30 protein-coding genes and 3 pseudogenes are annotated in these 26,721 nt (G+C 64.6%); 15 read left to right on the top strand and 18 right to left on the bottom strand.

The genetic code is table 11. The features are described 5' to 3' along the window. Window positions 1-47: 47 nt before the first annotated feature. The 4 genes from AC1DSC_RS16000 (at window position 48) to AC1DSC_RS15985 (ending at window position 3,438) form a co-directional block, all read left to right on the top strand. Window positions 48-428 carry a RidA family protein gene (locus AC1DSC_RS16000; protein WP_015865938.1) on the top strand — a complete coding sequence of 127 codons (381 nt, stop codon included), beginning with the start codon at window positions 48-50 and terminating at the stop codon, window positions 426-428. Between the two features lies 1 nt (window position 429). Next, window positions 430-894, top strand: a complete 465-nt coding sequence (locus AC1DSC_RS15995; protein WP_015865939.1) for a (2Fe-2S)-binding protein — start codon at window positions 430-432, stop codon at window positions 892-894. After that, window positions 891-3,053, top strand: a complete 2,163-nt coding sequence (locus AC1DSC_RS15990) for a xanthine dehydrogenase family protein molybdopterin-binding subunit (RefSeq protein ID WP_015865940.1) — start codon at window positions 891-893, stop codon at window positions 3,051-3,053. The genes AC1DSC_RS15995 and AC1DSC_RS15990 overlap by 4 nt, the downstream gene beginning before the upstream one ends. Before the next feature lie 103 nt (window positions 3,054-3,156). Further along, window positions 3,157-3,438: a c-type cytochrome gene (locus AC1DSC_RS15985; protein ID WP_015865941.1), complete on the top strand. Its 282-nt coding sequence runs from the start codon at window positions 3,157-3,159 to the stop codon at window positions 3,436-3,438. Between the two features lie 116 nt (window positions 3,439-3,554). Here the strand turns inward: AC1DSC_RS15985 and AC1DSC_RS15980 are convergent. Beyond that, window positions 3,555-4,227: pseudogene (locus AC1DSC_RS15980) on the bottom strand (IS5 family transposase); the annotation flags it as partial. A gap of 165 nt (window positions 4,228-4,392) precedes the next feature. On the opposite strand from AC1DSC_RS15980, the gene AC1DSC_RS15975 reads away from it, so the two are divergent. Beyond that, window positions 4,393-5,277 (top strand): alpha/beta fold hydrolase, encoded by an 885-nt coding sequence (locus AC1DSC_RS15975; RefSeq protein WP_015865942.1) that lies wholly within the window; start codon window positions 4,393-4,395, stop codon window positions 5,275-5,277. A 122-nt stretch (window positions 5,278-5,399) separates the two neighbouring features. On the opposite strand, the pseudogene AC1DSC_RS15970 reads toward AC1DSC_RS15975, so the two are convergent. The 8 genes and pseudogenes from AC1DSC_RS15970 to AC1DSC_RS15935 all read right to left on the bottom strand — a co-directional run. Beyond that, a pseudogene (locus AC1DSC_RS15970) lies at window positions 5,400-5,537 on the bottom strand (IS3 family transposase); the annotation flags it as partial. A 177-nt stretch (window positions 5,538-5,714) separates the two neighbouring features. Then, window positions 5,715-6,035, bottom strand: a complete 321-nt coding sequence (locus AC1DSC_RS15965) for a hypothetical protein (protein WP_015865943.1) — start codon at window positions 6,033-6,035, stop codon at window positions 5,715-5,717. Beyond that, on the bottom strand, window positions 6,032-6,508 hold the full coding sequence (locus tag AC1DSC_RS15960; RefSeq protein ID WP_041945801.1) for a hypothetical protein: 477 nt from the start codon (window positions 6,506-6,508) through the stop codon (window positions 6,032-6,034). The genes AC1DSC_RS15965 and AC1DSC_RS15960 overlap by 4 nt, the downstream gene beginning before the upstream one ends. Beyond that, window positions 6,505-7,335: a metallophosphoesterase gene (locus AC1DSC_RS15955; RefSeq protein ID WP_015865945.1), complete on the bottom strand. Its 831-nt coding sequence runs from the start codon at window positions 7,333-7,335 to the stop codon at window positions 6,505-6,507. The genes AC1DSC_RS15960 and AC1DSC_RS15955 overlap by 4 nt, the downstream gene beginning before the upstream one ends. After that, window positions 7,332-8,180: a metallophosphoesterase gene (locus tag AC1DSC_RS15950; RefSeq protein ID WP_015865946.1), complete on the bottom strand. Its 849-nt coding sequence runs from the start codon at window positions 8,178-8,180 to the stop codon at window positions 7,332-7,334. Before AC1DSC_RS15950 ends, AC1DSC_RS15955 begins: the two co-directional genes overlap by 4 nt. Further along, window positions 8,177-8,830, bottom strand: coding sequence for a metallophosphoesterase family protein (locus tag AC1DSC_RS15945; protein ID WP_436042084.1), 654 nt, complete (start codon window positions 8,828-8,830; stop codon window positions 8,177-8,179). The genes AC1DSC_RS15950 and AC1DSC_RS15945 overlap by 4 nt, the downstream gene beginning before the upstream one ends. Before the next feature lie 25 nt (window positions 8,831-8,855). Continuing rightward, on the bottom strand, window positions 8,856-9,275 hold the full coding sequence (locus AC1DSC_RS15940; protein WP_150106893.1) for a DUF2384 domain-containing protein: 420 nt from the start codon (window positions 9,273-9,275) through the stop codon (window positions 8,856-8,858). 5 nt (window positions 9,276-9,280) lie between these two features. Further along, a complete protein-coding gene (locus AC1DSC_RS15935; protein WP_150106894.1) occupies window positions 9,281-10,432 on the bottom strand; it encodes a ParB/RepB/Spo0J family partition protein in 1,152 nt (383 codons plus the stop codon). A 159-nt stretch (window positions 10,433-10,591) separates the two neighbouring features. Here AC1DSC_RS15935 and AC1DSC_RS15930 point away from each other — a divergent pair, with 159 nt between their 5' ends. Continuing rightward, window positions 10,592-10,858, top strand: a complete 267-nt coding sequence (locus AC1DSC_RS15930) for a helix-turn-helix domain-containing protein (RefSeq protein ID WP_015865950.1) — start codon at window positions 10,592-10,594, stop codon at window positions 10,856-10,858. A gap of 140 nt (window positions 10,859-10,998) precedes the next feature. On the opposite strand, the gene AC1DSC_RS15925 is transcribed toward AC1DSC_RS15930, so the two are convergent. The 5 genes from AC1DSC_RS15925 to AC1DSC_RS15905 form a co-directional block, all read right to left on the bottom strand. Next, window positions 10,999-11,232, bottom strand: coding sequence for a CopG family ribbon-helix-helix protein (locus AC1DSC_RS15925; protein ID WP_478081104.1), 234 nt, complete (start codon window positions 11,230-11,232; stop codon window positions 10,999-11,001). 144 nt (window positions 11,233-11,376) lie between these two features. Further along, on the bottom strand, window positions 11,377-11,928 hold the full coding sequence (locus AC1DSC_RS15920; protein WP_041945873.1) for a chorismate mutase: 552 nt from the start codon (window positions 11,926-11,928) through the stop codon (window positions 11,377-11,379). A 278-nt stretch (window positions 11,929-12,206) separates the two neighbouring features. Then, complete coding sequence (locus AC1DSC_RS15915; protein WP_080515792.1) at window positions 12,207-12,683, bottom strand: DUF1016 N-terminal domain-containing protein; 477 nt, start codon at window positions 12,681-12,683, stop codon at window positions 12,207-12,209. A gap of 567 nt (window positions 12,684-13,250) precedes the next feature. Further along, the gene (locus AC1DSC_RS15910; protein ID WP_412512262.1) at window positions 13,251-14,516 is read right to left on the bottom strand and encodes a type II toxin-antitoxin system HipA family toxin; all 1,266 of its coding nucleotides are present in this window, start codon (window positions 14,514-14,516) and stop codon (window positions 13,251-13,253) included. Then, the gene (locus AC1DSC_RS15905) at window positions 14,473-14,742 is read right to left on the bottom strand and encodes a helix-turn-helix domain-containing protein (RefSeq protein WP_150106895.1); all 270 of its coding nucleotides are present in this window, start codon (window positions 14,740-14,742) and stop codon (window positions 14,473-14,475) included. The genes AC1DSC_RS15910 and AC1DSC_RS15905 overlap by 44 nt, the downstream gene beginning before the upstream one ends. A gap of 68 nt (window positions 14,743-14,810) precedes the next feature. Here AC1DSC_RS15905 and AC1DSC_RS15900 point away from each other — a divergent pair. The 6 genes and pseudogenes from AC1DSC_RS15900 to AC1DSC_RS15875 form a co-directional block, all read left to right on the top strand. Continuing rightward, window positions 14,811-15,035: pseudogene (locus AC1DSC_RS15900) on the top strand (DUF433 domain-containing protein); the annotation flags it as partial. A 206-nt stretch (window positions 15,036-15,241) separates the two neighbouring features. Next, window positions 15,242-15,568, top strand: a complete 327-nt coding sequence (locus AC1DSC_RS15895) for a hypothetical protein (RefSeq protein ID WP_018904967.1) — start codon at window positions 15,242-15,244, stop codon at window positions 15,566-15,568. Between the two features lie 142 nt (window positions 15,569-15,710). Beyond that, a complete protein-coding gene (locus AC1DSC_RS15890) occupies window positions 15,711-15,974 on the top strand; it encodes an XRE family transcriptional regulator (protein ID WP_015865953.1) in 264 nt (87 codons plus the stop codon). A 1-nt stretch (window position 15,975) separates the two neighbouring features. Beyond that, window positions 15,976-17,313, top strand: coding sequence for a type II toxin-antitoxin system HipA family toxin (locus AC1DSC_RS15885; protein WP_015865954.1), 1,338 nt, complete (start codon window positions 15,976-15,978; stop codon window positions 17,311-17,313). A 300-nt stretch (window positions 17,314-17,613) separates the two neighbouring features. Continuing rightward, the gene (locus AC1DSC_RS15880; RefSeq protein WP_478131825.1) at window positions 17,614-18,081 is read left to right on the top strand and encodes a DUF433 domain-containing protein; all 468 of its coding nucleotides are present in this window, start codon (window positions 17,614-17,616) and stop codon (window positions 18,079-18,081) included. Then, window positions 18,066-18,395, top strand: a complete 330-nt coding sequence (locus tag AC1DSC_RS15875; protein WP_329601378.1) for a DUF5615 family PIN-like protein — start codon at window positions 18,066-18,068, stop codon at window positions 18,393-18,395. Before AC1DSC_RS15880 ends, AC1DSC_RS15875 begins: the two co-directional genes overlap by 16 nt. A 184-nt stretch (window positions 18,396-18,579) precedes the next feature. On the opposite strand, the gene AC1DSC_RS15870 is transcribed toward AC1DSC_RS15875, so the two are convergent. The 3 genes from AC1DSC_RS15870 to AC1DSC_RS15860 form a co-directional block, all read right to left on the bottom strand. Then, window positions 18,580-19,515 (bottom strand): ArdC family protein, encoded by a 936-nt coding sequence (locus AC1DSC_RS15870; protein ID WP_015865956.1) that lies wholly within the window; start codon window positions 19,513-19,515, stop codon window positions 18,580-18,582. A gap of 1,437 nt (window positions 19,516-20,952) precedes the next feature. Continuing rightward, a complete protein-coding gene (locus AC1DSC_RS15865) occupies window positions 20,953-21,264 on the bottom strand; it encodes a type II toxin-antitoxin system RelE/ParE family toxin (RefSeq protein ID WP_015865958.1) in 312 nt (103 codons plus the stop codon). Then, the gene (locus AC1DSC_RS15860; protein WP_015865959.1) at window positions 21,261-21,563 is read right to left on the bottom strand and encodes a YlcI/YnfO family protein; all 303 of its coding nucleotides are present in this window, start codon (window positions 21,561-21,563) and stop codon (window positions 21,261-21,263) included. Before AC1DSC_RS15860 ends, AC1DSC_RS15865 begins: the two co-directional genes overlap by 4 nt. Window positions 21,564-22,134: 571 nt before the next feature. Between AC1DSC_RS15860 and AC1DSC_RS15855 the strand changes: the two genes are divergently transcribed. Continuing rightward, window positions 22,135-23,520, top strand: coding sequence for an FAD-containing oxidoreductase (locus AC1DSC_RS15855; RefSeq protein ID WP_015865960.1), 1,386 nt, complete (start codon window positions 22,135-22,137; stop codon window positions 23,518-23,520). A gap of 405 nt (window positions 23,521-23,925) precedes the next feature. Then, window positions 23,926-24,165: a hypothetical protein gene (locus AC1DSC_RS15850; RefSeq protein ID WP_041945802.1), complete on the top strand. Its 240-nt coding sequence runs from the start codon at window positions 23,926-23,928 to the stop codon at window positions 24,163-24,165. A gap of 310 nt (window positions 24,166-24,475) precedes the next feature. Here the strand turns inward: AC1DSC_RS15850 and AC1DSC_RS15845 are convergent, their stop codons facing one another. Next, a complete protein-coding gene (locus AC1DSC_RS15845; RefSeq protein WP_015865961.1) occupies window positions 24,476-25,771 on the bottom strand; it encodes a porin in 1,296 nt (431 codons plus the stop codon). Window positions 25,772-25,956: 185 nt separating this feature from the next. Here AC1DSC_RS15845 and AC1DSC_RS15840 point away from each other — a divergent pair, with 185 nt between their 5' ends. Continuing rightward, window positions 25,957-26,604 carry a TetR/AcrR family transcriptional regulator gene (locus AC1DSC_RS15840; protein WP_015865962.1) on the top strand — a complete coding sequence of 216 codons (648 nt, stop codon included), beginning with the start codon at window positions 25,957-25,959 and terminating at the stop codon, window positions 26,602-26,604. Window positions 26,605-26,721 lie beyond the last annotated feature (117 nt).

Here is a 26,721-nt window from a genome sequence, read left to right as displayed (position 1 = left end):
TTCCCATGCCTAATTGCCCATTCTCTGACAAAGCTGCAGGAGCTCCCATGTTGAAAGTGCATGTGCCACCGGACATCTTCACGCCCATCGGCCCCTACGCCCAGGCCATCGAGGCCTCCTCGGTGGAGCGGCTGCTTTTCATCAGCGGCACGATGGGACTTGAGCCCGACGGCCGCTTGGCGGGCGACTTCGAGGCTCAAGCCACCCGCGTCTGGTCCAACATCGACGCCACGCTGAAGGCGGCCGGAATGGAGCGTACGAACCTCGCCAAGCTCACCATCTGGCTGGCGAACCGGGAGGACTGGCGTCTGGGTGCCGAGATCCGTCAACGCTACCTTGGCGACCACAAGGTGGCGATGTCGGTGGTGCAGGCCGGGCTGGTCGATTCGAGTTGGCTGATCGAAGTCGATGCGATTGCGGTGGCCTGAGATGATGAACTTCGAACTCAACGGCCAGCGGACCGAACTCGACCTGCCCGGCGACATGCCGCTCCTTTGGGCACTGCGCGACGTAATCGGCCTGACCGGGACCAAGTTCGGCTGCGGCATGGCGCTGTGCGGCGCATGCACGGTGCATCTGGACGGCGTGGCCGTCCGCGCCTGCCAGACACCGTTGTCGGCGATCAGCGGCAAGCGCGTCACCACCATCGAGGGGATAGGGCAGACGGCGCTGGGCCGCAGCGTGCAGAAGGCCTGGCTCGACGAAGAGGTGGTGCAGTGCGGCTACTGCCAGTCGGGCCAGATCATGTCGGCCTGCGCGCTGCTGAAGCAAACGCCCAAGCCCAACGACGGCGAGATCGACTCGGCGATGTCCGGCAACATCTGCCGCTGCGGCACCTACTCGCGCATCCGCGTGGCCATCCATCGCGCGGCCGATGCCGGGGGCAAGGCATGAACGCTTCCTCGCACGATGTGTCCCGGCGGGTCTTCCTGGTTGCCGGCGGATCGCTCGCACTTGGCGTCGCATTCAACGGTGCGGGCGCACGGGCCGCCACCGAGAAGCGCGCTGCGTTCGAGCCGAATGCGTTCATCCGGATCGATGCCGACGACACCATCACGCTGACCATGCCCCGTGTGGAGATGGGCCAGGGAACCTACACGGCCCTGTCGATGCTGATCGCCGAAGAACTCGAGATCCCGCTCGCCCGCGTCAAGCTCGCCCATGCGCCGCCCGATGCGTCCCGTTATGGCAACCCCCGAGCCGGCGGCGCGCAGATCACCGGGGGCTCGAACTCCGTTCAGGGTGCTTGGGAGCCGCTCCGGACGGCAGGCGCCATGGCGCGTGTCATGCTCGTCGAGGCGGCCGCGCAGGAATGGCGTGTTGCGGCGGCCGAGTGCAGCGCGCACGACGGTGTCGTGATCCACGCGCCCAGCGGCCGGCAACTCGCCTACGGGCAACTGAGCCAGCGGGCGGCCGGCTTGCCGTTGCCGCAGCAAGTCACCCTCAAGGCACCGGAAGCCTTCAAGCTCATCGGGCGTCCGGTCAAGCGGCTCGATGCCGCGGAAAAGATCGATGGTCGCGCGCGTTACGGCATCGACGCGAGGCTGCCGAAGATGCGCTATGCCGCTGTTGCGGCAAGCCCTGCTTCAGGCGGCAAGCTGGTGAGCGTGGACGATCGCGCGGCATTGGCCTTGCCCGGGGTACGCCAGGTGGTGCGCATCGACAACGCCGTGGCGGTGATCGGAGACCATTCATGGGCTGCAAAGCAGGGACTTGCAGCGTTGAAAGTCGTCTGGGACGACGGGCCGGCGGCGAGCATGTCGACGGCCGGGATCCGCAAGAAGCTGGAGGATGGTCTCGCACGGCAAGATGGCGCTGTGGCGCGTGCGCAGGGTGATGCCGACGCGGCGCTGCGCGGCGCGGCCAAGCGGCTCACGGCCATCTACCATTCGCCGTTTCTCGCCCATGCGGCGATGGAACCGATCAACTGCACCGTGGACCTTCGCGCGGATGGCTGCGACGTCTGGGTGAGCACGCAGGCACCGACACGCGCCCGCGACCTCGCGGCGCGCGCATCGGGACTCGCAGCCGACAAGGTCCGCATCCACAACCACCTGATAGGCGGCGGATTCGGGCGCAGGCTCGAAGCCGACTACGTCGAGCAATCGGTGGCCTTGTCGCGGAACGTACAAGGGCCGGTCCAGTTCATCTGGTCGCGAGAAGAAGACATTCAGCACGACATTCTGAGGCCGGCCTATGTCGACCAGCTCAGTGCGGCGATCGATGCACAAGGTCGCCCGACCGCCATCACGCACCGGGTGGTCGGCTCGTCGATCATGGCTCGCGTCGCGCCGGGCCTGTTTCGCAATGGACTGGATCACGACGCGGTCGAGGCTGGTTTGGGTCCCTATGAATGGCCCGCTTCCAGGCTGGACTATGTGCGCGAGGAGCCGGGGGGCGGCATGGTCACAGGTTGGTGGCGCGGCGTGGGGCCCACGCACAACTGCTTCGTGGTGGAAAGCTTCGTGGACGAACTGGCCTCGATGGCCAACAAGGATCCCGTGGCCTTCCGCCTGGCGCTGCTGCCCGAGCGTTCGCGTGCTCGGGCGGTTCTGGAACTGGCGGTCCAGAAGGCGGGCTGGGATGCGCCCTTGCGCCCCGCGGCGGCGAAAGGCGCCAAGCGTGGCCGCGGAGTTGCGGTGCTGGCCGCGTTCGGCAGCTACCTGGCCCAGGTGGCCGAGGTGACGGTCGATGCATCTGGCGACATCGTTGTCGACCGCGTCGTATGTGCGGTGGACTGCGGCATGGTCGTCAATCCTGACACGGTCGAGGCGCAGGTGGAAGGGGGCATCCATTTCGGCGTCAGCGCGGCCTTGTGGGGCGAGATCACCATCAAGGCCGGCCGTGTCGAGCAAAGCAACTTCCATGACTATCGGGTCTTGCGGTTGTCGGAGGCGCCGAAGGTGGAGGTCCATATCGTGCCGAGCCGGGAAGCGCCGGGTGGCATTGGCGAACCCGGTACGTCGGTTGTGCTGGCAGCTTTGGCGAACGCCGTGTCTGCCGCCACCGGTCAACGGCTGCGCAGCCTGCCTCTGCGCTCCAACTCCGCTTGAGATGACATTCCTTCCTTTCAATATTCTGAAGATGCCTCTGCCCTCCATCGCGATCCGGCGCCGATCTGCGGCGCAACGAACCAAGCATCTGCTTTTGTTTCCGTTGCTTTCCCTTGTCCTGTGCGTACCTGCGACAGCCGATCAGGGATTGGCTACAGCCAAAGCCTGCATGGCCTGCCATGACGTCGGCAAGAAGCTTGTCGGGCCGTCTTTCAGAGACATCGCAGGGCGCTACAAGGGGCAAGTCGGTGCCGCCGATGCCTTGGCGGGGAAGATCATGAAGGGCAGCGCCGGCGCTTGGGGCAGCGTGCCGATGCCTGCCAATGCACAAGTCAATGCCGAGGAGGCTAAGAGGCTTGCGACCTGGCTATTGGGCGATCTCTAGGGAACGTTAGATGAAATCGTAAATTGGCTTGCCGGCGAAGGTGCGTGTTTGGCCCGTCGCGCTCGCAGGCTTGTCTCACTGGGAATCCCATGCGTTTGAGAGCCTCTGTGGCCCATTCACGCTGTCTGCGGGCGCCCCTGCCCCATCATCGCAATCAGTTTCCTTCTGATCATCCCAGGTTCGAGAGCGCAAGCAGCGTGATCACATGCGCCGTGTTCTTGGCCAGCCCTTTGAACCTCACCTTCGCGAGGCCGGACTGCCGCTTGATCACGCGGAACGGGTGCTCCACCTTCGCCCGGATGCGGGCCTTATGGAACTCCTGCTTGCGCGCTCTGATCTTGACCCGGCCCTCTGGCATCCTTGCCATGTCGCTGGGTCGGCCTGCAATGTTCCATTGCACGTCCCGCTTTACTCGGCTCTGTGCTCCCCGATAGCCCGAGTCTGCCCACCCTGCATCTTCTTTGCCGTGCACCAGGCCGCTCACCTGTTCCACGTCCGCCTCGCTGGCCGCAGTGGTCATCACCGTGTGTGCACCAGCCCCGAATCGGCATCCACGCCGATGTGCGCCTTCATCCCGAAGTGCCACTGGTTGCCCTTCTTCGTCTGGTGCATCTCAGGGCCCCGTTCGCCGCTCTCGTTCTTGGTCGAACTGGGCGCCGCGATGATCGTGGCGTCCACGATGGAGCCTCTCTTCAGAAGCAATCCCTTCTTGACCAGGGAGGCGTTGACCTGCTTAAAGATGTCCTCGGCCAGATCGCTAGCCTCCAGCAAGTGACGGAAGTTCAGGATAGGTCGCCGTCGTCGCAGTGCGGTGCGGTGTCAGGCATGCGTGCTGCCACCGCCATACGCCGATTCAGCTATGCACGGCGCCAGTGACCGAATAGCAGCCTTGCCGCCGAGCGCATGGCAGAGCTCGCGCCGCTCCCTAGACTACTAGGCGAAGGAGACAACCAAATGAGAACTTCAGAAAAAGTTGCGTCGCACGGCCGCCGATCATGGCTTGCGGCGCTGGGCGCCCTCTCGCTGCTGTCTGCCTGCGCGCATCGTGGGGGCGGGATGATGGCACGCCGGCGCGAGCTGCTGCGCGAGGGGGACGTTCAGTTGGATGTGATCGTCGAAGGCACGGGACCGACATTGGTGTTACTGCCGTCGTCGCAGCGCGATTCTGAGGATTACGACGAACTCGCGCATCTGCTTGCGACGAAGGGTTTCAAGGTGCTTCGCCCGCAGCCGCGTGGAATGGGCGCAAGCCGCGGCCAGATGCAAGAGCTGAGCCTGGATGCGCTGGCCGGCGATGTAGCGCTCGCGGTGCGGCGCCTCGGAGACGGCCGCGCCGTGATCGTGGGGCACGCTTACGGCCACTTCGTGGCGCGCGTGGCCGACCTTAGGTACCCAGAGCTCGTTCGCGGCGTGGTAGTGCTCGCAGCCGCGGCCCGTACATTTCCGCCAGGGGTACAACCGTCCCTGCTCGTCGCCGCCAATCCCACGCAACCCCGCGACGCGCGCCTGGCCGCACTGCGTCACGCCTTCTTCGCCCCAGGGAATGATCCCACCCCATGGCTGGAGGGCTGGTATCCAGAACTGTCTGCCGCGTACCGCGACGCGCAGACCCGCCCGCCCAAGGACCAATGGTGGCCCGTCAGCCATTCGACCATCTTGGACCTGCAGGGCGCCGACGATCCCTGGCGGCCGCCGGCGACCCGGAACGAGTTGAAGGCGGTGTTGGGCGACAAGGTGACCGTACAGGTCATCCCGCGCGCCAGCCACGCGATGGTACCGGAGCAGCCGCATGCGGTGGCGGAAGCGGTCGCGAGGTGGGCCGGCGGACTGCCGCCGTGACCAAGGGTTAAAGGGATCACGAGCAGCGCAATTGAGGTCAACGGCCAGCGTGTTGGATTCCACCGATCTCTGGCTCGAGATTGGAGTGAACCCCATCGACTGGACCACCGGGGTCATCAGAACTAAGCCGCCTGCTGAGTGAACTGGGATTCGAATTCGTTGGGTGGGCGGTAATCGAGCGCCGAGTGCAGCCGCTTGGCGTTGTAGACCTCTTCGATGAACCACGGCAGCCGCGTTCCCACGTCTGCGAAGGTCTCGTACGGCACTTTGCATCCCGTTGTGGGCTGGTTGCACCGCTATAAGTCTCCCGCTCCGCGGCTGCCACCTAGAGTGAGGACGGACATGAACCCGCACGGCGTCGTGCTGGCGAAAACTGAAGGGCCGCGACGAGATTCAGGTGTTGCCCGATTGCGTCCATGGGCCACGGTGCAGCCGTTCTAGAGCGGCGTGAGGCGCACCGTTGCGCCGACACCGCCGGGCTTGCCATAGAGCCGCTGGCGCACCACGCGCGCTGAGAACTTCGTGCCCGCGATCACGGCCATTACAGACCATGCAGGTGTGGCGTAGGGGCCGGTCTCATCTTCGAAAGCGACAACCTCCGGGTGCCGCAAGATGATGTCTGCAAAGGCTGCGCTGTCGAAGTCACAGGCCGTGATCGTGAGGACCTTGGCTTCGTGGTCGAAGTGTTCTGCGAAGAGGAAGTCCGGCACTCTGCTGCCCGTGTGCTTGTAGCGTCTGGTCGCGTCGTCGATGGTCATGCTTTTTTGCGCTCTAGGCCCTCGGGCGCGAGGGTGTCAGATTTGCGGATATTGCGATGCCGCCGGTTCAGCCGGATGGCCTGAATCCCTGGCGTTGCGGCCAGTTCACGGATCTGCTCGGCGGTAGCCTTTACCACATAGGCGCCCGCGAGATCGTTTCGGCGGGCTAAGCGATCAAGACCGAGGCGTCTCAAGGCCAACCCGATCTGCTCCATGGCCACTGCCGCGGCATCGCCGACCTGCGGGACACGCCGCTTGCGAAAGTCCGCCGCGGGCGGAGGCAGCATCTCCCGGGGAGAGGTGATCGCTTTCCCTCCAGCACGCGAAGGTGCACGCACCGTGGGCCTTGCGGACTCGATGATGACCGACCGTGTCTCGCCGCCCTGGCTTTCGTGCAGGAAAGCGACGAGCTCGGCGCCCCGGATTGCGGCAATCCGGATCTCACCCTTGGTAAGAGAAGCGGCGTCGATCACAGGTCCACCACCCACCCAGGATCGAAGTCCTTGTTCTCGAACTCCCCGTGCCAGTTCATGTACCCCCGCGGGTTGCACACCACCCGGCAGCCGCCCACCTGATAGTCGAAGCTGTCGTGCGTGTGCCCATGCACCCACAGCACGGGCGCATCGAAGAACTCGGCCGGCATTTCGCTGACGAAGCCACCCGAAGCCCAGTCCTCGGCGAACCGCGGCGCGAGAGATCCGCGATGCGGCGCATGGTGGGTCACCACCACTGTGCGACCGTCGCACGGCTCGGCGAGCTTGCGGCGCAGCCAGGCGCGGTGCCGGCGGTGGATCAGCAAGGTGTCCATCGGCATCAGGCGCCGCGTGCCCCGCGAATTCGAGGTGCGCGGGTCGTCCACGCGGATGGCGGCGTAGTCGGCCAGGTAGCGCGTGCACGCCTCCATCGACCGGTGCCGGTCCGACAGCTGGCGCACCGGCTGCCCCGCAAAACCCGGGTCGTCGATGGGCAGGCCGAAGTCGGTCCACAGCGTGCAGCCCAGGAAGCGCACGCCCGCGATCACGACCTCATCGCCGTCGAGGAAATGGATGCCGTGCGCTTGTGCCTGGCGGCGCATCTCCGCCAGCTCCTGGCCCATCACAGACTCGTAGTACTCGTGGTTGCCTGCGATCTGCACGATCGGCTTGTCACCGAAGCGGGCCGGGTCTCGCAGCCAGCGTGCAGCGACCCGCCCGGGCGCCACGATGTCGCCGGCCAGGATGGCCACGTCGTAGTCCAGACCCTGCGGCACCTCGAAGGACTCGAACTCGGCATGCAGGTCGGACAAGATGAACAGCTTCATGGTCGCCAGTCGTCCTCGGGCGGTGGCACGTCGATGATCAGGGCCGGATCGAACGCTTGGTTCTCGATCCGACCGCTCATGCGGCGTACGTACCCCCGCGGGTTGCACACCACCCGGCAGCCACGGACTCGGTAGTCGAAGCTCTGGTGGGTGTGGCCATGCACCCAGAGCACAGGCACCTCGAAGAAGTCGTGGGGCAGCTCGCTCACGAACGCGCCCGACACCCAGTCGTCGGCATACTGCGCCGAGAGCGAACCGCGGTGCGGCGCATGGTGCGTCACCACCACTGTTCGACCGTCGAACGGTTCAGCGAGCTTCGCCTGCAGCCATGCCCGCTGGGCCTGGTGGATCTGCAGCGTGTCGGCCGCCTGGAGCGGCCTGCCCAGTATGTCCCCCCAGGTGTTGGGCTCGGACGTGTCGTCGACCGTGCGGATCAGCGCGTAGTCGTTCAGCACGCTGGTCGCCTGCTTCATCGCCCATGGGACGTCGCTGACCCGCCCTTCGGGTGCCTCAATCGCGAGCGCGAAATCGGTCCAGAGCGTCGCGCCGAGGAAGCGCACGCCATCGATCACGAGCTCGTCGCCGTCGAGCAGGTGCACATGGCTGCCTTCGGAGGTGGTGCGCGCAGCGGCCAGCGTCGTGCCCAGCCGGCCGCCGTAGTACTCGTGATTGCCGGGCACGTAGATCACGCGTTTGCCGGGAAGGCGCGTCATCGCCCACTCGATGGCCCGCTTGGCCGGCGAATGGATGTCGCCGGCGAGGATGACGAGGTCGAACTCGAGATCAGGCACCGGCTTGAAAGGTGCGAACTCGAGATGCAGGTCGGAGAGGATCAATAGCTTCACGAGTGGGTCCTTTCGAAGTGGGCGCGCAAGGCAGCGCAGGCTTCGGCGTCGAAGCCCACGAAGGACCCGCAGACCACCAGCCGGTCATTGTGGCGGTCGAATTGCCACTCGGCGTCGTCGAGCGCGACCCAGGGTTCGCCGGAGGCGCCGTGGGCCTGCAGCCAGGAGAGGATTTCGCCTTCGCGGTGCGCGAATGAATGGGGAGCGCCGGCACCGCGCGGCGGCGTGACGCCGAGAATCCGGGGATGAATGTCCGAAAAGAACGAGGCTTCGATCGGGCGCCGCGGGTCCCAGATCTTGCTGCGGAAGATGCCGCCCAGTCCCGCCACCCGGTAGCCAGCGATGGAAACGATGCGGCCATGCAGGTTGCGATCCGCGAGCTCCGATCCCCACAGGTGGTCGTAGTCGGCGTCGGCATCGGTGTCGTGGTTGCCGTGGATAAACCAGACTCCGGTGCGATCCAAGATCGGCTGCAGCTCGACGTGCAGTGGCTGGCGAGGCTGGAGATCGCCGAGCAGGACGATTGCCTCGGGCCGGTAGCCCTCGACCGCGGCGATCACCGGCTCGAAGTCTCCGTGCGGATCGCCGAAGAACATCAGCTTGGGCGCCGACGGCTCGGGCATCAGATCGATATGTGCGGTGTCGTCCATCGGTCAACGATCAGCTCAAGGCTGCTCACCCCACAAACCCGGTCTGGTAGGACGCCAGTAGATCGAGCACGTCGGCGGCCCGGCCTTCAGCCACCAGCGCTTCAGCCGTCTTGTGATCAAACGCGGCGAGCGACTCATTCCTGTACCAGAAGATGGCGGGCTGGAGGTCGCCTCCCGATGTCTTCATCACGGCAGCAAGTACTTGCAAGGTCGCGCGGATATGCGACTGGATGTTTTGTGCCGTGGGCGAACGAGTGATCGTGCTTCGATGGACGTGCGCGTTGATAGCGAAGGCATCAAGATCCAGGTCCACCATCTCGATGAACTTCGTCGGTGACAGGGCTTGGCGCCCGTCGATCACGTCGAAGATCTGTCGGGCGAGATCGAGCACCAGTGGCAGCTCCGCTGCTGCTGCTAGCGGTTGATTGGGTGTGACGTTGGGCACGGCTCTCAAAACTTGTCCAACGCGCGCTGAATGCCCTGCGCTACAGCGCTGAACATGGGCAGCGGCAACTTCTCGTAGAAGCGAACCGTCGTTCCGGATTTTGCGTCCTGCAAGACTTCTCCGATTCGTCGACCACCGAGGCAAAGGGTCGATGTCTCCGGATTGGCATTGAACCTCCGATTTCCGGCTGCTGAATCTGTCGCAGTGAGCGCCGCAAAGATCTCGGACGGAGTCATCCGCGGATTTCCCTTCAGACGCGTGCGGGCCTGTTCGAGACCGACCTGCAATCCTTCGGAGGCTAGTTTGGTCAGCGGCGCGGCCCAACGGGTTTGTAAGTCCATAGGGGAGGCAAACAAAACAACAATTTCGTCGGGGAGCCGTGCAAGCGCGACGGCACGGCTGACGGTCGCAGTATTGCAGCCCAAGGTCTCGGCCAGCTGGCGCATGGACGGAAAAAGTCCTTCCTGCAGCGCTCGGTCGTACATGACCCCTTGCTCCCAAGGCGACAGATCCTCCCGCTGCCGATTCTCCCGATCCATCTGCGCGAACAGCTGGGCATCCGAAAGATCTTCGATCAGCGTCAGCACCGGAAGTCCGAGTTCGAGGCAGGCTCGGTGCCGCCGATGGCCGTAGACGATCTCATACTGTTGCGCAGGTGCTGCCGCCTCTGTTGCTCCGGGCAACACGGCTCGCGGAGACCCCACTGGAATCGGGCGGACCTTGATCGGCTGGACATTTCCTCCCGAGGAACGGATCTCCTCCTTCAGGGCCACGTACTCCTGTGACAAGAATGCGCTGGAGTGACGGTTCGCCCAGCTTGAAGCATGCACACAGGAGGCATCCAGGGTCCGAACAGGCAATGCGCCATTGAGCCTGTTGGCCGCCGCCACAAGCGCGTCACGTTCCTGCCGTGCTTGCTCGGGCAAGTCGAACATGTAGCGGACGATGCCGCTGCGCCCGCGCGACGTGGGAGGTTCCTCGTTCTCAGCACTTGCCAGTGCGGCAATCGCCGCTTCCGTCTTCTCCCAAGTCCGTTTGCGCATCTGTTTCCTTGCTTGTAGCGACGCGCCTCTGATCAGTGGCGTACCGGGCTTCTTGCGGCTCTCGTCTTGAAAAAATGCTAGCAAAGAAACATCCACGGTGTTCGTGAATTTCACTCCCGGCGGAACTGGGTACGAGCTGAAGCCCGCTCACGGCATTCACGAGGGGGCAATCATCGACGGGCCTGTCGAACACGCATTTTTGCGTCGATCAGCTATGCGATTTTCGCATATCCGATATTCGAATTCAGCCTCAGGGTCACAAGGAAGTGGCCCATGCAAAAAACAATCTACAGCCGGGAAAGTCGGCTCGTTCTCAAGCTGTTAAAAGAATTCAGAGTGGCGCGGGGTCTGACGCAGGCGGAACTCGCCAAGAGGACCAAGATGCTCCAGAGCGATGTTTCCAAGGTCGAAACAGGCATTCGGCGAGTCGACTTCGTCGAGCTTCGACATTGGCTGATCGCGTTGGACTTGGACTTGGCCACATTCGTGGCCGAGTTTGAAGCGCGGCTCCCTGAGGTCGCTTCGGTTCGAAAAAGCTAACCCCGCTTCAGAGCATCGGTGCTTGAGCCGCGAATGTGAATACTCCCGTGCCTCCCCTTTTGACCGGCAAAGTTATCCACATTCGCTGACCCAAAAATTTCCGAATCACACTAAAGTATAAAAATTCATCTTTCCGATGCTCATGAGCACCGGACATGGCGACCATGGGGCCGGATTGAGTGATCAGATGCGCTGGAATACGCAGCCCAGCGCTTCTCGGCGATGCGATGCAGCTCTTCCTGTGCTTCGACCTGCTCGACTGCGCGAGCGACGGCATCGACGATGAAAGCATGGGAAGTTTTGCCTGCCAGGTCCGCAGCCGCGGAGATGCGATCTTCGCGATCGTCATCCAGACGAATGGTGGTTGTCGGCATGGTCAGACCTCGTACGTACATTGCAGCACGGTTGTGCTGCAAACCCTGCCTGGCACTTTCCGGTTTCTTCGGCGTGGCGCAGCCGGACCCGCGGCTTGTCCGCAAGGCCTCCTGACCCGAAGTCCTTGCCGGAAGTTCATGCGCTCACTCGGCGCACACGCGTGCCAGGCCGCGGTCCAGCCCGATCGCGAACAGCGGCGACAGCCCATGCGCGTCGACGTGCCGCGCGGCCGCATGCGCCAACCGCTCGCGGCAATCCGGCCGCTCGCGCAGCGACCGGATCGCGGCAAGTTCGTCGATGAACCGGGGGCGGAGCCGATCGAGCGCCGGACGGAGCTCGTTCCTCAGGTCTGCGCGAGGTTCCGCCGGCGCTCCTCCCTCGCGCCGCCAGCTCGCCATGAGCGCGAACTGGACGAGCTTGCTCGCTTCGATCTGGTCGGTGAAGAACGCGGTCGCCAGTTCTCCTGGCAAACCGCGCGCGCCCGCCGCTTGCGCAGCCGCCGCAACGACTTCCTGCTCGCGCGGATCGCCCGGCGGGTCCGCGACCGGCTGGCGGCTGTCCCATTTGGTCAGCGCCACCTGCCGGGACAGATCGAGCCGCGTCGCGCTTAGCGCCACGAGGGTCGAGAAGCCCTCGGACCGATCGGGCCCGGGGGCGTCCGAAGCACAAGCAAGCGTGGCCAGCGTGACGGCCATCGCGCCGGCCGCTCGGAAACAACGAATCGGAACGCGCATGTGCATCGGGAACCTCCGGAAGTCCAGGGACGTGGTCCGGGCTGCCGCCACCGGATCGACGAGGCAAAGCCTAGTGCGGGGACGATCGCGCGTCGCCTGTCAACATGCACAGTTGCGCCCAACCCGCCGGTCGCAGGACGACGTCGAAACTTCGGAGGCAAAGTCCTTGTGCGGCTATGAGGGCAGCACGGGGGGCCCATCTGCGAAGGAGGTGTTGTGACGCGTGTCCCACGCGCGGATCACAGTCGGCCAGCAGGTTGACATGGTGGCCCCATGGCCTCTGCCATTTCTCGCACAGCCTGTGCGAGTTCTGACTGGCTGGCGGCCGCCAGCGCCCGGGATCCCCGGCGGCGCGGCGTGTCGCGCCCGCCTTCTCGCACAAGCTGTGCGAGAAACTCCGGCGTGGTGTAGGTCTCGTGGAACTGGCGCATGCGCCAGAGGCTTGCAGCGGAAGACCCTGCCGTCCTTGCCAAGAAAGCCTTGAGGTCGCGCGCGAGCCGATCGACTACTGCTTCGCCCCATACGCGGCGTCTCTGCTGCTCACGGATGGCTTGCCCGATGTCCCAGTACAGGCCCACCAGTTCGCGGCCGACAGCCGCGCACCGTCGATGCGACGTTTCAAATCCGTAGCGAAGACCCAAATCGTAGCCTCGAGACGATCTGGCCGCGAAAGTGCCGGTCTGCGTGAATGCCGGGCTGCCCCCTGCCCAGCTCATAGCCGTTCTTTTCGCGCGCAAAAGTGCCGCCGCTCAGGCAAGCTGCGCACTGATGGAGGAAGCGGCATGCGCCAGAGTCGCCGGCAACCCGCCTGCAGTCTTGGCTTTTCCCTTAGCGCTTCGGCCACCGCACGCGCATACCACCGGCCATTCGAGCATCGCCGACAGGCATCTGTCGCGGCGCGGGCATGGGGAGATTCGGATTCAAACGCAAATCCGAACGGCAAGCCCGCTGTGGTCACGCTGGTCGTCGGCGGGCGCCGAGATTCAGCCCGAAGCGGGGCGCTTCCGATAGCTGGTTGGATGCTATTTCCCGTTTATCCCATATGCAGCTATCGTGACAGGTTGGACCGAAAGCTTGCGTGCCGGCCGACCACGGAGTCGGTACGGACACGCTGAAAAGTCCTTCCAACGCGCGGCCAATGCATCTCGACCTTCCAAGCGCCTGTGTGGCGCGCGGACCCGCGATGCAACGGAACCAGAACGCCTCAAGAAGATGCTGCCGGCAAAATGTGAGGAGCGCCGCCATGCACCGCGGCAGAGAAAGCACCGGCCGGCGCGGGCCGTTCATCGCGCGTGCGCGCGGCCCTCTTCCCAGGCTCGCGCCATCTGCTCCCATAGCGCCCTGGTGACACGCGCGTCGCCTCTGGCCTCGTCCAGGGTCTTGCCCATGGCAGCCGCTATCCGGTCAATCACTTCGACGGGCTGGGCGACACCACAGATGCGGCGGCCGAAATCCACCAGTTCTTCGGTTGTCGGATAGGCTTTCGTCTGGTGTTTACCCGCGAACAACTTGAGCGCAAGTGTCCGGTCTTCGAGCTCAGGGCCGCCCGGGGACTGGGTGTACCTGTAGATGGAGGTTGTCACCACATCGAACATGGGCGCCAACCACACGTCCTGGCGCGAGCGGTAGAGCAATCCGAAGTTCTTGAGGTGCGCATCGCCGTTGCGGACCATGATGGAGAAGGCCACCTGCTCGAAGAATCGATGCAGGTTGCTGCTGTGAAGCTGGAACTGGCGCAGCAACTCGGCGACACGCTGGTAGCTGCCATGGTATTTGCGGTCCGACAAGATGTCGCGCACCCGCAGCCCCGCCAGCGCCGCGATGTCTTCAAAGCCGAGCCGCTCGACCCGACCATCGTCATGGACGACCAGGTCAAAGCGGTCCAAGACCAGCATCTGACCATCGTCGGACAATGCGAACGACGGCACATCGATGCCTGCACGTTTGGCGGCCGTCAGGCACAGATACTCGTTGGCAGCCAGCCCGGGGTAGGCCGCACTTGCCGCCTTGACAATGAGCGATGGGATGGGCACCGTCGATCGGTCCGGCACCATGATTTTGGGCTGCATGCCCGCAATGCCCGCCCCCGTGCTCAAGTAGGCCGCCACCAACTCACTGAAAACCTCCGGCGTGTACTTCGTGCCCAGCAGTTCGGCCTTGCTCAGCGTGCGAGGCAAGGAGGGTGCAACCTGGTCGGCCAGGCTGTAGCCCAGCCGCCCAATCCCGTTGCGCCCGACCAGCGCCAGCATGTGCATCGGCGTCATCGGCTGTTTCGGGAACAGCTCCCGGATCCTCATGAACAGGTCGCCCTCGGGAAGATTCTGGTCCATCGGGGGAAACAGGTCCCCGTCTTGCCAGGTGAGGCGCTCGCTGGGCGGCATCAGCAGGGCCACCGTCGCCTGCTCCGCGTCCGGCGCCAGATACCGAAACTCGTAGGTGGAGGTCCGGAGCAACTGGCCCGCCTGGGCAGCGTCCCCGATCGAGACATTCAGGAGACGAATCTTTTCAGGGAGCATCGTCGTCGTCGTGGAATCGCGCAGCGACTTCACTGGCAGAAGGCAAGCCAGACCGCTCCAATCGCAGCGCCAGACCGAGTGCTCCCAGCACGGCGAGCAGCGAGGACACTGTGGCGTCTTCCCCGGATTCAAGCCGGTAGATGACTTCCCGAACCTTGCCGGCCTTCTCGGCAAGCTCGGACTTGCTCATCCCTAGCGCTTCGCGCTGCACTCGCAGCTGGCGACCCAGCTCGTCTGGCAATCTTATTTTGTCAGCCATGGCTGACATTATAGAGAAAATTGGCAGTTCTGCCAGTTATAGCTGATACCCACCATGTCAGAGCGACGATGCAAGCCATACCTTGCAAAAACCCCCAATCATGGAGTTTCGTAAGTTATAACTTTCAGCATAGACCCGATGTCCCGCTCTGGCCCTGCCGAAGGCCCAACCGCCATGGCGGCAAGCCATGCTTCAAGGGGACACGGCTGCCCATCGAGACCGTTCTGTCCTCCCTCGAAAAGGGAATCCTGGAAGACCGCGTGCTGGATGAGTATTCGCTGACGAGCGACCCGCTGACCGCCGCGCAAGTTCATGCCCAGGTGCATTCCCATCGACGAATGCCCGATCCCGCGGCTTCGGCAGATCGCCGTTGCGCGTGGCCACTTCGAATCGACGTGCGTACGGGATCGAGGCTGGCAGGGTATGCGCGACCGCGACCTGATGGAGAAGGTACTGGCGGAAGACTTCACATGGGTGACCAACAACTCTGTGGAGTTTCGTGGCGGCGGCGGTCCGGGCAACCTCGGCGGCCTTCATTCGAAGGCGCAGATCCACTGCGGCCCTGTTTGTCTGTCTCAGCGCCGAAACTGGCCTGGACCTCGACACGCAGCGCGCACTGTTCGCGGCCGCGCTCGACATCATCGAGCGGCAAGCACTCGACCTCGTGAACCGGGCCTTGGAACTGTTTCTGCTCGCAGATGGGACGCTCGAATACTCGATCTACGAGCTTCCGGCGCCAGGCACGGCCGGCATCGCTGGGGTGTACCGCGCGAGGACAAGCTTCCAGTTGATGTATCTCGATCAGATCGCCAACGGCTCCCTCTGAGACCTCGCGACACCCTGCGCATTGCGCCCGCGGCATTTTCGAGTAGCTGAGTTTGTGCTGTTTTTCGTTTATCCTGTTTTCAGTTATCTGGAATTTATCTGAATGCAAGATAAAATGCAGATAGCACGAATACGGATACTCCATGGATATGCTTCCCGCCCAACCTCTGGTGTCTGGCGATCAGCTGGGGCAGCTGCTGCGCAGCACGCGCAAGCGAATGAAGTTGAATCAGGCGGCCATCGGCGCCAAATTGAACCTCAGCCAGAACCGGATCTCCCACCTTGAGCTTCATCCTGATGAGCTGAGCGTCAGACAGCTCCTGACCTGGTGCTCGGCCCTCGGCCTCGAGCTGAAGCTGGGCGGGCGCGGCGCGCCAGTGGCCGGGCCACGCACGACCGAGTGGTGAAATGGGCCGTCGGTCACACAGCCAGTCCCTCGGCCTCTGGTCCAACGGTGAACGCGTCGGCCGCTGGACAATCCCTGCCCGCGGCGACATGGAGCTTCACTACGACGACGCCTGGGTTCGATCGGACGTCGGTCGCCCGCTTTCCCTGTCCCTGCCCTTCAACCCGCACAACGAGCCCATCAAGGGCGCCGCCGTCGAACACTACTTCGACAACCTGTTGCCCGAGAGCAATGCCATTCGCAAGCGCGTGGCGGCGCGCTTCAAGACCGGCTCGGTAGACGCCTTCCCTCTTCTGCGCGCTATCGGGCGCGACTGCGTGGGCGCCGTTCAGCTTCTCGACGAGGCCCAGACACCCACGGCCACCGATCAGGTGGAAGCGGTGCAGGTCGATGACGAGTCCATCGAGCGGCACCTGCTGAGCGTCGTCAGTCCCGACAAGTTCGGCGCTTCTGAGGACCCGGACGACGACTTCCGCATTTCCCTGGCCGGCGCGCAGGAAAAGGATGCCTATCTGTGGTGGAACGGCGCCTGGCACAAGCCGCGGGGCGCCACCCCCACCACGCACATTTTCAAGCTCCCGTTGGGCCTGATCGGCGGCGTCCGGGCCGACTTCTCCACCTCGGTGGACAACGAGTGGCTGTGCTTGAAGCTGCTACACGCCTACGGGCTCTCCACGGCAGACGCCACCATCACCTCGTTCGGGAAACAGCGCGTCCTCGTCGTCGAACGCTTTGACAGGCGCATTTCGAACGGCCGCCTCCTGCGGCTGCCCCAGGAAGACTTCTGCCAGGCGACGGGGACGTCGCCGCTCATGAAGTACGAGAGCGAAGGCGGACCCGGCCTGCGCAAGCTCTTTGCACTGCTGCAGCAGTCCGCGACCGCGGCGGATGACATGCGCACCTTGATGGCCTCGCAGGTCCTGTTCTGGCTGCTGCGCGCGCCGGATGGACATGCGAAGAACTTCAGCATTCATCTGCTGGCCGGCGGCGGCTTCCGGCTGACGAAGATGTATGACGTGATGTCGGCCTATCCCATCCTCGGCAAGGGCCCCAACCAGTGGGCGCCACGCGAGGTCAAGATGGCCATGGCGCTTCTCGGGAAGAGCAAGCACTACACCATGGCCGCCATCCAGCGCCGGCACTTCAACAGCACCGCCCGACAGGTAGGCTATGCGCACGACGCCGAAGCCATCATCCAGCAGCTGATTGAACGCACGCCCCGCGCAATCAGCGAAGTGCAGGCGCAGTTGCCGAAGGATTTCTCGCCATGGGTCGCCGAGCGTGTGCTGGGCGGGCTGCAGGCCGCGGTGGACACGCTTGAAGGGATGCCATCCAACTGACGCTTTGCAGGCACCGTCCGCCTGCTTGGATGGCAAGTGCACGTGTGATGAACCATGACTGCGGACAATGCTCTCGCGGGTCCTCCACGCCGCAGAGGAGTCCCATTCGCCACTTCGGTCGCTGCGGCGCTGAGCGGATCAGTCGCTTCAAGGGAACCTGAACTTTCGCCGGACGAGCTCAGACCTCTCCGCGGTGCTTGCCCATGTTGCGTGCGAATTCCGCCGGTCCGACGGCACCGACCTTGGCGTAAATCTTGGCCCTGCGGGGCAAGTTTCTTCTTCCAGTCGGACGACTGGCTTGTGGCATCGGCTCGGAAGAACATCCTGAGCGAGCTGACCGCGCGCGTTGCGCGCTCGAAATCCAGGGAAGACTTGATCGGCCTTCATGACATGGCGAAGGACATCGACTGGATGATCGTGGACCCGAGGATTGGCCTGCAGCTTGATTTCACGGCCATTGTGTCCGAGGCATTCGCTCGCGCCAAAGTGGTGGATACAGCGGACGAACTGATCACGAAGATCGACGGCGTGATGGGCGGCAAGCCATGCTTCAAGGGGACACGGCTGCCCATCGAGACCGTTCTGTCCTCCCTCGAAAAGGGAATCCCGGAAGACCGCGTGCTGGATGAGTATTCGCTGACGAGCGACCCGCGGACCGCCGCGCAAGTTCATGCCCAGGTGCATCCGCAACGAGGCCGGCCCGTCCGGCTCGGCTCGGCCAAGCCGCCGGCGCAACGACGCTCAAGTTTCCCATCGACGAATGCCTGACCCCGCGGCTTCGGCAGATCGCCGTTGCGTGCGGCCACTTCGAATCGACGTGCGTACGGGATCGAGGCTGGCAGGGCATGCTCGACCGCGACCTGATGGAGAAGGTGCTGGCGGAAGACTTCGCATTGGTGACCAACAACGCCGTGGATTTTCGTGGCGCGGTCCGGGCAACCTCGGCGGCCTTCATTCGAAGGCGCAGATCCACTGCGGCCTTGTCTGTCTCAACGCCGAAACTGGCCTGGACCTCGACACGCAGCGCGCACTGTTCGCGGCCGCGCTCGACATCATCGAGCGGCAGGCACTCGACCTCGTGAACCGGGCCTTGGAACTGTTTCTGCTCGCAGACGGGACACTCGAATACTCGATCTACGAGCTTCCGGCGCCAGGCACGGCCGGCATCGCTGGGGTGTACCGCGCGAGGACAAGCTTCCAGCTGTACCTCGACCAGATCGCCAACGGCTCCCTCTGAGACCTCGCGACACCCTGCGCATTGCGCCCTCAGTCCATCGCGGCCTCCCCAAAGGCAGGCATCTCCCGCGCCACGATGTACGCGAACGCCTCCTCCGCGAGGCGCGCTGCCGTGAAAATCGCCGTGCGGTCGGCCCGCAGCACCTTCAGCCAGGCGTCGATGTAGGCCGCATGCCCCTCGACCGTGGCATCGACCAGCCCGCACTGCCCCAGGAGGAACGCGCTGCCGAGCTCCGCCACCAGTTCCTCGAACGCATAGGCCGCATCGCCGAAACGCCGCCCGAAGCTGCGGTTCAGCCGCTCGGGATGGCCGGTCCAGTGCACCAGCTCGTGCAGCGCGGTCGCGCACAGCGCCTCGGCGCTCGTGAACTGCCGCGGCCACGGCAGACGGATCTCGTCGAGCGCCGGCAGGTAGGCCGCCCGGTCAAACCCGTGCCGGATCGTCGCATGGCAGCCCCCGAGCAGCCGCATCGCCCGCTCCACGGGACCCTGCGAAGCCGCCGGCGCGGCGATGCCCCGGTCCACGACCTCCAGCGGCAACCCCTCGATCTGCGCCAGGTTGAAGAGCCAGAACGGCCGGCACAGCAGCACGCCCGCGCGCACACCGGAACGGGCCGTCAGGGGCTCCTCATCCACGCCGCCATCCGAGAGGACATCGTCGGCATCGTCAAGGTGCTCCCGCGCCCTGCGCTCGAAGTGCGCGCACAGCACGCCGCGCTCGCCCCGGCGGACCTGGGCGCCGAGGCTCTGCGCCTGCCGGTAGGTCAGCCACACGTTGGACGCGTAGCCCGCCTCGATCGCCGCCTCCCAGAGCAGCAGCACATTCGCGCCGCGGTAGGGCGCCCCGGTCTTGCCGTTGCGAGGCACCCCGCGCGCCGCCGCCCGCGTCCAGCGTTCGCGGAACACGCTGCCGCCCTTCTCCAGCATCGCGATGATCCGGTCCGTCACGACCTGCCGCACGTCCATGCGGTCCCGCCCCCGTGCAGCGGTGTCCGGGGTTGGGGCAACACCCCCACCTGCTTTGGGTGAGTCCTCGGGGGGTGCGGGGGGAACGCCCGTGGCTGTGGGGGTCCCCGCGTGATCCGGGCGACCCGCATCGCGCGGGGTGGCGCTGGACGTTGAGTTCGCGTGCATGGCTGGGCCTTTCTGCGGCATGTGCCGCGGTGGTTGAACATCTGCTTTCGGAGCCGCCTCGACGCATGAACAGCGCGCGAAAAGGGCCGATGTCCAGGGACCGCCCGCAAGCCGCAGCCGAGTGCAGCGAGGACCGGGTGAGGACGGTGGCAAAGCCCGCAGCCCTGGACAGCGGCCCGTGCGCGCTATGCGTCGGCCAAGAGGTGGCTTCGAACGCAGAGGCCACGCGGACAGGCCGCAGGCACCCGCACGCGACGCCGCACCGCCCCAGGGCGGCGTGCCATCGAGGCCGCTGTGAAGCGCGCGCCTCCGGCTCTGTCAGGAACCGCCGAACGCCGAGGCGAGCGGCCTGGCCAGTGACCGCCGTGCATGCACGGCCACTCGGCGACCCGCGACGATTCCCCGGTCGGCCGGCCCTTCTCCGACCCTCGCGCGCATCGGCGTCCAGGCGTCGCCGCCGTCCGCGCACCGCACGCGAGCCAGGCACAGGCACAGGCACAGGCACAGGCAAGATGCCCCGACCGGCGCAACGGCCGCGCCCCTCGAAGGCTGGAGTGGTTCGGCCGTCGAGCCCACTGGCAGAAATCAGAGTCGACAGCTGCCTCGGACTTCGTACCGGGTATGCGCAAGGCGGAACCGACGCACAACAGAGAACGGAAAGGACGGAGAAAGGAAGAGACAGAAAGAAGGTCGCCGGCCACGCCGGCGGCGAGGCGCTCAGGCCTGGATGCGTTCTGCCATGCGCGCCTCCTACGCGAAGGCGCTCAGACGCCAGTCGACCGGGAAATGCTGTCCAGTGCGATCGGCAGGCCCGACACGCCGCGCAGGTCGGTCAAACCACCAAGGCTCACGAACCCCGGCTCCCGGAAACTGAGCTCGAGATCGCGCAGATCGAAGACGATATCCCGTCCTCGGAGTCGATCTCGCTCACCAGCCAAGTGGCCTCACGTCAGGCCCGAACAACTTGACCACGGGCAGAGGATCGAGACCCGCCTGAGCCCGCGACGCCAGGCGGTTGGCCAATGGCAGCTTGAACCGCATCGGCGATGGAGGGAAAGCCGGAAGTGGCAGCTATTTCGTTCTCCTTGTGTCACGCTCCACATCGCAGCAAGCCCTACGCTCCGTTCGCTTTATTCGGGCCGACGCGAGGCGCAGCAAGACGAGACGGCACATACCTGAGACTCGCCGCCTCTCGGGCGATGCACTGGACGGTGACTACGCAGGAGGGGCACTGGGGCCCAATGCCTGATGGCGTGGACGACCTCACGGTCAGTGATAGTCGTCCTCCCGCTGATGCCGGATGGCAGACACCACGATCTCTCTTTCACCGATGATATGGAACAAGGCAACGTAGCCCGAGGCACCAAACGGAATGACGAGCTCTCGCTCCAATCGGTCGTCGAAGGCAATTCGACAGGTGAAAGGATTGGACTCCAAGATGCGGAATTCTCTCCGGATGGCCAGTAGTGCGCGATCCGGCAGTTCCCAGTCTCCGTGCTTGAGAGCCGCCTCGAGGAGAAAGGCTTCAAGACGCTGCAGATCTTCCAATGCCTCACGCGTCAAGCGCACAAGGTAAGTCACGCGCGCCGTTTCGAGATGCCATTGCGCCCCCTTTCGACAGCCTTGCGTGCGATGTCGATCCGAGACTTCATCGCAGCGAGCACCTCGTCTGCCGCATAGGACTCGCCTGATTCGAGCGCACGGGCTAGCGAGGCGCGTCCACGCGCCACGAAATCTTGCTGTGCCTTGCGGCGACGAGCAGCATCGGTCGCCGCCTGCTCGACAAAATGCGACAGCGTTTCACCTTCGAGCAGCACGCCCTCTATCTGCTCTCGAACGGCAGCCGTCACACGAACCGGGGGAAGTTGAGCAGTCTTCATCGTTAAATTGTATAGCAATTGCTATGCATCATCCAGCTGCAGCGGCACGGCAGGCGGTCGCAGTTGGAACTGCTCCATGCGATTTTTGCCGCCTGCGGCAGTTCTTCCAGGCCTATCCGCCTGGCTCAAACTCTCAACGCTGTTGAGAGAAATTCCTGGTCTTCGCACCTGCACATCTCGAGAAGGCGTGCTTGGCTGGCGCAAGACGCCAATGAGGGTGCCGCACGACAGACGAGGTACATCGAAGGAGCCGGCAGCTGCGCTCAGCAATCCGCGGGCTTCTCCAAAGAATCCAAATCCCTCGCCGGACCGCCGGCGGCCTGGCTCCGACCGTCACGACGAGCCAGGGGACGGGCATCTCCCTGGATCGGAGCAAATCTACGCACCTTGGGCCGATTCGCAAGCCGCCCGCGCCGTCGCAAACTACGGGGGAATTTTGGAATGGTCGAGCACGAGCCCGTCCTTGAAGATCCCCGAGGTCACGGTTCTGCCCGGTGCACCCGACGCTCCCCGTTCGGGCGCAGCCTCTGCAGGATCGACTCAACGCTTCCACAACACAAAGGAAAAGCACATGGCCGAGCGAGCGGTGGATGCCATCATCATTGGCGCCGGGCAGGCGGGCCCGTCGCTTGCAGGACGGCTGGATGCGACGGGACACAAGGTGGTGCTGATCGAGCGCCATCTGGTCGGCGGCACCTGCGTCAACACGGGTTGCAAACCCACCAAGACGCTCATTGCGAGCGCCTACGCGGCCCACACGGCCCGCCGCGGGAGCGACTACGGCTTCTCCGTGGCATCCCCCGTCACGATGGACATGCCGGCCGTTGCCGCCCGCGCTCGAAAGGTGATCCTCGATTCGCGCAGGGGCAACGAGGAATGGCTGGCGGGCATGCGCAATGTCGAACTGATTCGCGGCCACGCCCGGTTCGTTGCCGAGGGCACTGTCGATGTCAACGACCAAAGACTGACCGCGCCGAAGATCTTCATCAATGTCGGCGCACGCGCGCAGGTGCCTGACCTGCCCGGCGTCGACGAGGTGCCCTTTCTCACCAACACCGACATGGTCGCGCTGGAAACGCTGCCGCGCCGCCTGGTCATCGTGGGCGGCAGCTACATCGGGCTGGAGTTCGCGCAGATGTACCGCCGCTTTGGCGCCGAGGTCACGGTCGTGGAGCGCGCGGACCGTCTGATCGCGCGCGAAGACCCGGATGTGTCATCCGCGGTCCGCGAGATCCTCGAGGCAGAGGGCATTGCCATACGCACCGGCGCGGAATGCATCAGCTTCAAGGCGCACGAAACCGGCGTCTGCGTTGACGTGGACTGCAAGGAGGGCGAACCATCGGTGACCGGCACCCATGTGCTCCTCGCGATGGGACGGCGCCCCAACACGGACGATCTCGGCCTGGCACAAGCGGGCATTGCAGTCGACGCCCGCGGCTACATCGGCGTGGACGACCAGCTTCAGACGAACGTGCCGGGCATCTGGGCACTGGGCGATTGCAACGGCCGCGGGGCGTTCACGCACACGGCCTACAACGACTTCGAGATCGTCGCGGCCAACCTTCTGGACGGCGCCGACCGGCGCGTGAGCCAGCGCCTGCCCGGCTACGCGCTGTACATCGATCCACCGCTCGCGCGGGTCGGAATGACCGACGCCGAGGCGGCAAAAGACGGACGGCGACTCCTGTATTCGAAGCGCTCGATGACCCGGGTCGGCCGTGCGGTCGAGAAAGGCGAGAGCCAGGGGTTCATGAAAGTCGTGGCGGATGCCGACTCCCGCAAGATCCTGGGTGCGGCCATCCTGGGCACAGGCGGCGACGAAGCGATCCACGGCATCCTGGACATGATGCACGCGGACCAGACAATCGACACGCTGCGCTGGGCCGTGCCAATCCATCCGACGGTGTCCGAGTTGATCCCGACCGTCCTCCTCGATCTGAGCGCCAAAGGTCCCTGACGCACCAGGAAGTCGACACGCTTGCAGATCGGCGTCGACGCAGGGCTGCCGACCATGCGCAGGTCGATGGAGCGGCCGGCCGTCCGGCGCATGTCGGCGGGCGACCCGCGCAAACACGACGCATGAGGCACCTGCAATGGCGGACTTCGACCAGCGATCGCTGGTTCGGGTGATCGACTTTTCGCAGCACGGGCGAGCGCGCCGTTGTTCGGGGCGTTCCCGCTCGGGCCGAAGTGGCGGCCGCCATGCGGCAGGAACTGCTCGAGCTTCATGCGGGACGTGCGCGACGCCGCGCAGTGCGCCAGGCCACCGACGCGGAGGATCTCCAGTACCTGTGCGCAGACTTGCCCCAGCATGTCTTCGGTCCGACGGAGCGGCAGCGCCCCTGCACCTGTGCCGAAGCGCGTGGTCACCGATGCCTTCTTTGTCGCGTCAGGTCGCGAGCATCGCGCGTGCGGGACCGGGGCGCCTCACCTCGCGCGCCTGAAGTCGACCTACTGGCGGGCGGTGCCCGGTTGCTGGACCCATGGCGACCTGGTGCAGGAGGACCACGAGGGCCACTTCTTCGTGCTGGGTCGCTCGGATGACACCCTGAAGGTGGCGGGCAAGCGGCTCGCGCCCGCGGCGCTCCCGCTGATTCATTGACGATGCAGAAAGAACTCGTGGCAAATACGACAGACCTCTATTCGATGATGGGGGCCGTATTCGATTGCGGAGGAGCTTCAACAGGGCCGCCTTCGAGCCAGCAAGCTCGTAAAGCCTGATTTCTTTCGTCACGTGACGCTGGCGTTCCCAAAGCAGGGGAAGCTTTCGCCTGCGTGCAGGGTAGTCGCCGAAATCGTCCAACAGTTGGTCAATGCTTGGGGAAGCCTGACCGAGCCCACAATGCTGGCTCGGCATGCAACCAGCGATTCCTAATGGCACCTCATGCGCAGCGCAGTCTTTTCCTCCTGTCCTAGAACACGTGCCTGATGCCGAAGTCGTAGCCCATCGCGCCGCGAGGCGCATAGCCCGACACACCAGCACCGCTGGAAAGATAGCCTGCCGTGCCGCCGGTACTCGCAGCCATGATGGCCGGGTTGTTCTGTCCGTTCTTGATGCGGATGCGCGCCACCGTGGCGTACAGCGCGGTGCGCTTCAAGAGGTTGTGCTCATAGCCGATGGCGAGCTTGCGAACCGAGGCATCGCGGTCGGCGGCAAAGGGGCTGGCAGCAGCCCCCAGGTCATTGTCGAACTTCACCCAGGAGTAAGAGCCCTTGATCAGACCGGCGCCCGCAGGCACCGTCACGCCGAGCAGGCCGCCCTTGTACTTGTCGGTCTCGCGCGTGCTGAGCGCGCCCAGGACGGGCACAGGTACCGTCGAGACGGAAACATCGCGCACCTGCGACAGTTCCCCGAAGAGCTTGAAAGCCCCGAAGTTGTAGGAGGCACCGAGACTGAGGGTCTTGATCTTCTCGCGCAGCCGGGCGCCGGTCGCCACCCCCGCGGCGTCCAGTGCCGTCGCATCCGCAGCGGTGCTTTCGCCATAGGCCAGTGCCACGTCGAGCGCTTCGGCGGCATAACCCAGCCGGCCGCCGGCAAAACGCCCTTTCGCGCTCGGCGTGCCTGGCACATTGCTCTGGCTTGCGTTCTCGTGCAGCGCGTACTGCACCTGGCCATAGAAGCCGCCCAGCCCTGGCGGCAAGAAGTAACCGATGCTGTTGCTGGTGCGCATGTAGTTGTCCGTCGCCGAGACCGCCGAGCCGGGTCCCTTCGCGATCTGCAGGTTGCTGCCGACGCTCGACACCACGTTGGTGCCCACGCCCAGCGTGCTGAACGGGCTGAAGACGGCGTCGTTCCAGTAGGTGGGTGTGTAGTCCCGGCCCAGGCGGACCTCGCCGAACGGACCTGAAAGGCTCACGGTGGAGCGGCGATTGAAGACGATGACGCTGCCCGGCCCGGCACCCGTGCCCGAGTCGTTCGCCAGGCCGGCTTCCATCCAGAAGCTCGCGGCCAGGCCGCCGCCCAGGTCCTCGGTGCCGCGGAATCCCAGACGGCTCGGCGTGGTGCCGCTGTTGGAGAGCGTGGTCTGGCTGCGCTTGATGTCGGCCCCTGGCAGGAGCAGGCGGCCGGTGTTGTTGTAGAAGGAACTCGTCGTGCTGTAGTAGCTGACACCCGCATCGAGCGCTCCGAACAAGGTGACGGACGATTGCGCGCTGGCCGCACCGGCGCAGGACAGCACAACCACGGCCGCGATGGTTTTCTTCTTCACGAGATCTCCTCGATGGTTGATGGGAATGCGGCGGAACCGGGATGGACCACCCACATGAATGAGTGCGCCGCTTCATTGCTTTAATTCACAATTAGTGAATTGTGGAGCGGAAAGCCCTGCATGTCAGCCATACTTGCCTACGCATTAACCCTAGCGGCTCGGCAACGGCGAGCCGCGTCGAAGAATTGCCCATGAAGACAGCGAGCACAGCAGAAGCCCGGACGCGCGATGCGGATCGTTCACGCAAGGCCATCCTCGAGGCGGCGAGAAAGGAGTTCTCCGTGCATGGTCTCGGCGGCGCGCGGCTGGAGCGGATCGCAGCCGAGGCCGGCGTGCACAAGCGGTTGGTGTACTACTACTTCCAGGACAAGGATGGACTGTTCTCCGCCGTGCTCGAGAGCGTGTACGAGGAGATCCGGGACGCGCAGCTCTACCTCGATCTCAAGGACATGGCGCCGCTCGCTGCGTTGCGCCGGCTCGTCGAATTCACCTGGGACTACTACATCGCGCACCCGGAGTTCATCACGTTCCTGAACAGCGAGAACCTGCACAAGGCGAAGCACCTGGCCGCCCTGCCCCGCATCAAGGAGTTGAATTCCCCGCTCTTGCAGACCCTTGCGAACATCCTCGAGCGGGGACAGAAGGACGGGGTGTTCCGCGCGGGCATCGACCCCATGCAGCTGTACATCACGATGGCGGGCTGCGCCTACTTCTACCTGTCCAACATCCACACGCTCTCTGTCGGCTTCAGCTGCGAGCTCGGCAGCCAGAAGATGCTGACCCAGCGGATGCTGCACATCATTGACGTCGTCACCGCCTACGCGCTGCGCTAGCCGCAACGACGCATGGGGCCTTGTGGGGTCCATTTTTTCACTTCATAATTCACCAATAGTGAATTGAAGCGACAAGTTCCACGCGATCCTCGGCCCGACGGTGCCGCTGTCGCGAGC

The organism is Variovorax sp. 01N425, assembly GCF_056399465.1.
The sequence above is the reverse complement of the archived record's forward strand: the minus strand, read 5'-3'. Positions and strand labels throughout refer to the sequence as shown.

Bases quoted from the DNA above. Each gene is read 5' to 3' on its own strand.
- AC1DSC_RS16000 (WP_015865938.1), top strand. From the start codon at position 48: ATGTTGAAAGTGCATGTGCCACCGGACATCTTCACGCCCATCGGCCCC.
- AC1DSC_RS15995 (WP_015865939.1), top strand. From the start codon at position 430: ATGATGAACTTCGAACTCAACGGCCAGCGGACCGAACTCGACCTGCCC.
- AC1DSC_RS15990 (WP_015865940.1), top strand. From the start codon at position 891: ATGAACGCTTCCTCGCACGATGTGTCCCGGCGGGTCTTCCTGGTTGCC.
- AC1DSC_RS15975 (WP_015865942.1), top strand. From the start codon at position 4,393: ATGAGAACTTCAGAAAAAGTTGCGTCGCACGGCCGCCGATCATGGCTT.
- AC1DSC_RS15965 (WP_015865943.1), bottom strand. From the start codon at position 6,035: ATGACCATCGACGACGCGACCAGACGCTACAAGCACACGGGCAGCAGA.
- AC1DSC_RS15955 (WP_015865945.1), bottom strand. From the start codon at position 7,335: ATGAAGCTGTTCATCTTGTCCGACCTGCATGCCGAGTTCGAGTCCTTC.
- AC1DSC_RS15945 (WP_436042084.1), bottom strand. From the start codon at position 8,830: ATGGACGACACCGCACATATCGATCTGATGCCCGAGCCGTCGGCGCCC.
- AC1DSC_RS15930 (WP_015865950.1), top strand. From the start codon at position 10,592: ATGCAAAAAACAATCTACAGCCGGGAAAGTCGGCTCGTTCTCAAGCTG.
- AC1DSC_RS15925 (WP_478081104.1), bottom strand. From the start codon at position 11,232: ATGCCGACAACCACCATTCGTCTGGATGACGATCGCGAAGATCGCATC.
- AC1DSC_RS15920 (WP_041945873.1), bottom strand. From the start codon at position 11,928: ATGGCCGTCACGCTGGCCACGCTTGCTTGTGCTTCGGACGCCCCCGGG.
- AC1DSC_RS15915 (WP_080515792.1), bottom strand. From the start codon at position 12,683: ATGAGCTGGGCAGGGGGCAGCCCGGCATTCACGCAGACCGGCACTTTC.
- AC1DSC_RS15905 (WP_150106895.1), bottom strand. From the start codon at position 14,742: ATGGCTGACAAAATAAGATTGCCAGACGAGCTGGGTCGCCAGCTGCGA.
- AC1DSC_RS15890 (WP_015865953.1), top strand. From the start codon at position 15,711: ATGGATATGCTTCCCGCCCAACCTCTGGTGTCTGGCGATCAGCTGGGG.
- AC1DSC_RS15885 (WP_015865954.1), top strand. From the start codon at position 15,976: ATGGGCCGTCGGTCACACAGCCAGTCCCTCGGCCTCTGGTCCAACGGT.
- AC1DSC_RS15870 (WP_015865956.1), bottom strand. From the start codon at position 19,515: ATGGACGTGCGGCAGGTCGTGACGGACCGGATCATCGCGATGCTGGAG.
- AC1DSC_RS15860 (WP_015865959.1), bottom strand. From the start codon at position 21,563: ATGAAGACTGCTCAACTTCCCCCGGTTCGTGTGACGGCTGCCGTTCGA.
- AC1DSC_RS15855 (WP_015865960.1), top strand. From the start codon at position 22,135: ATGGCCGAGCGAGCGGTGGATGCCATCATCATTGGCGCCGGGCAGGCG.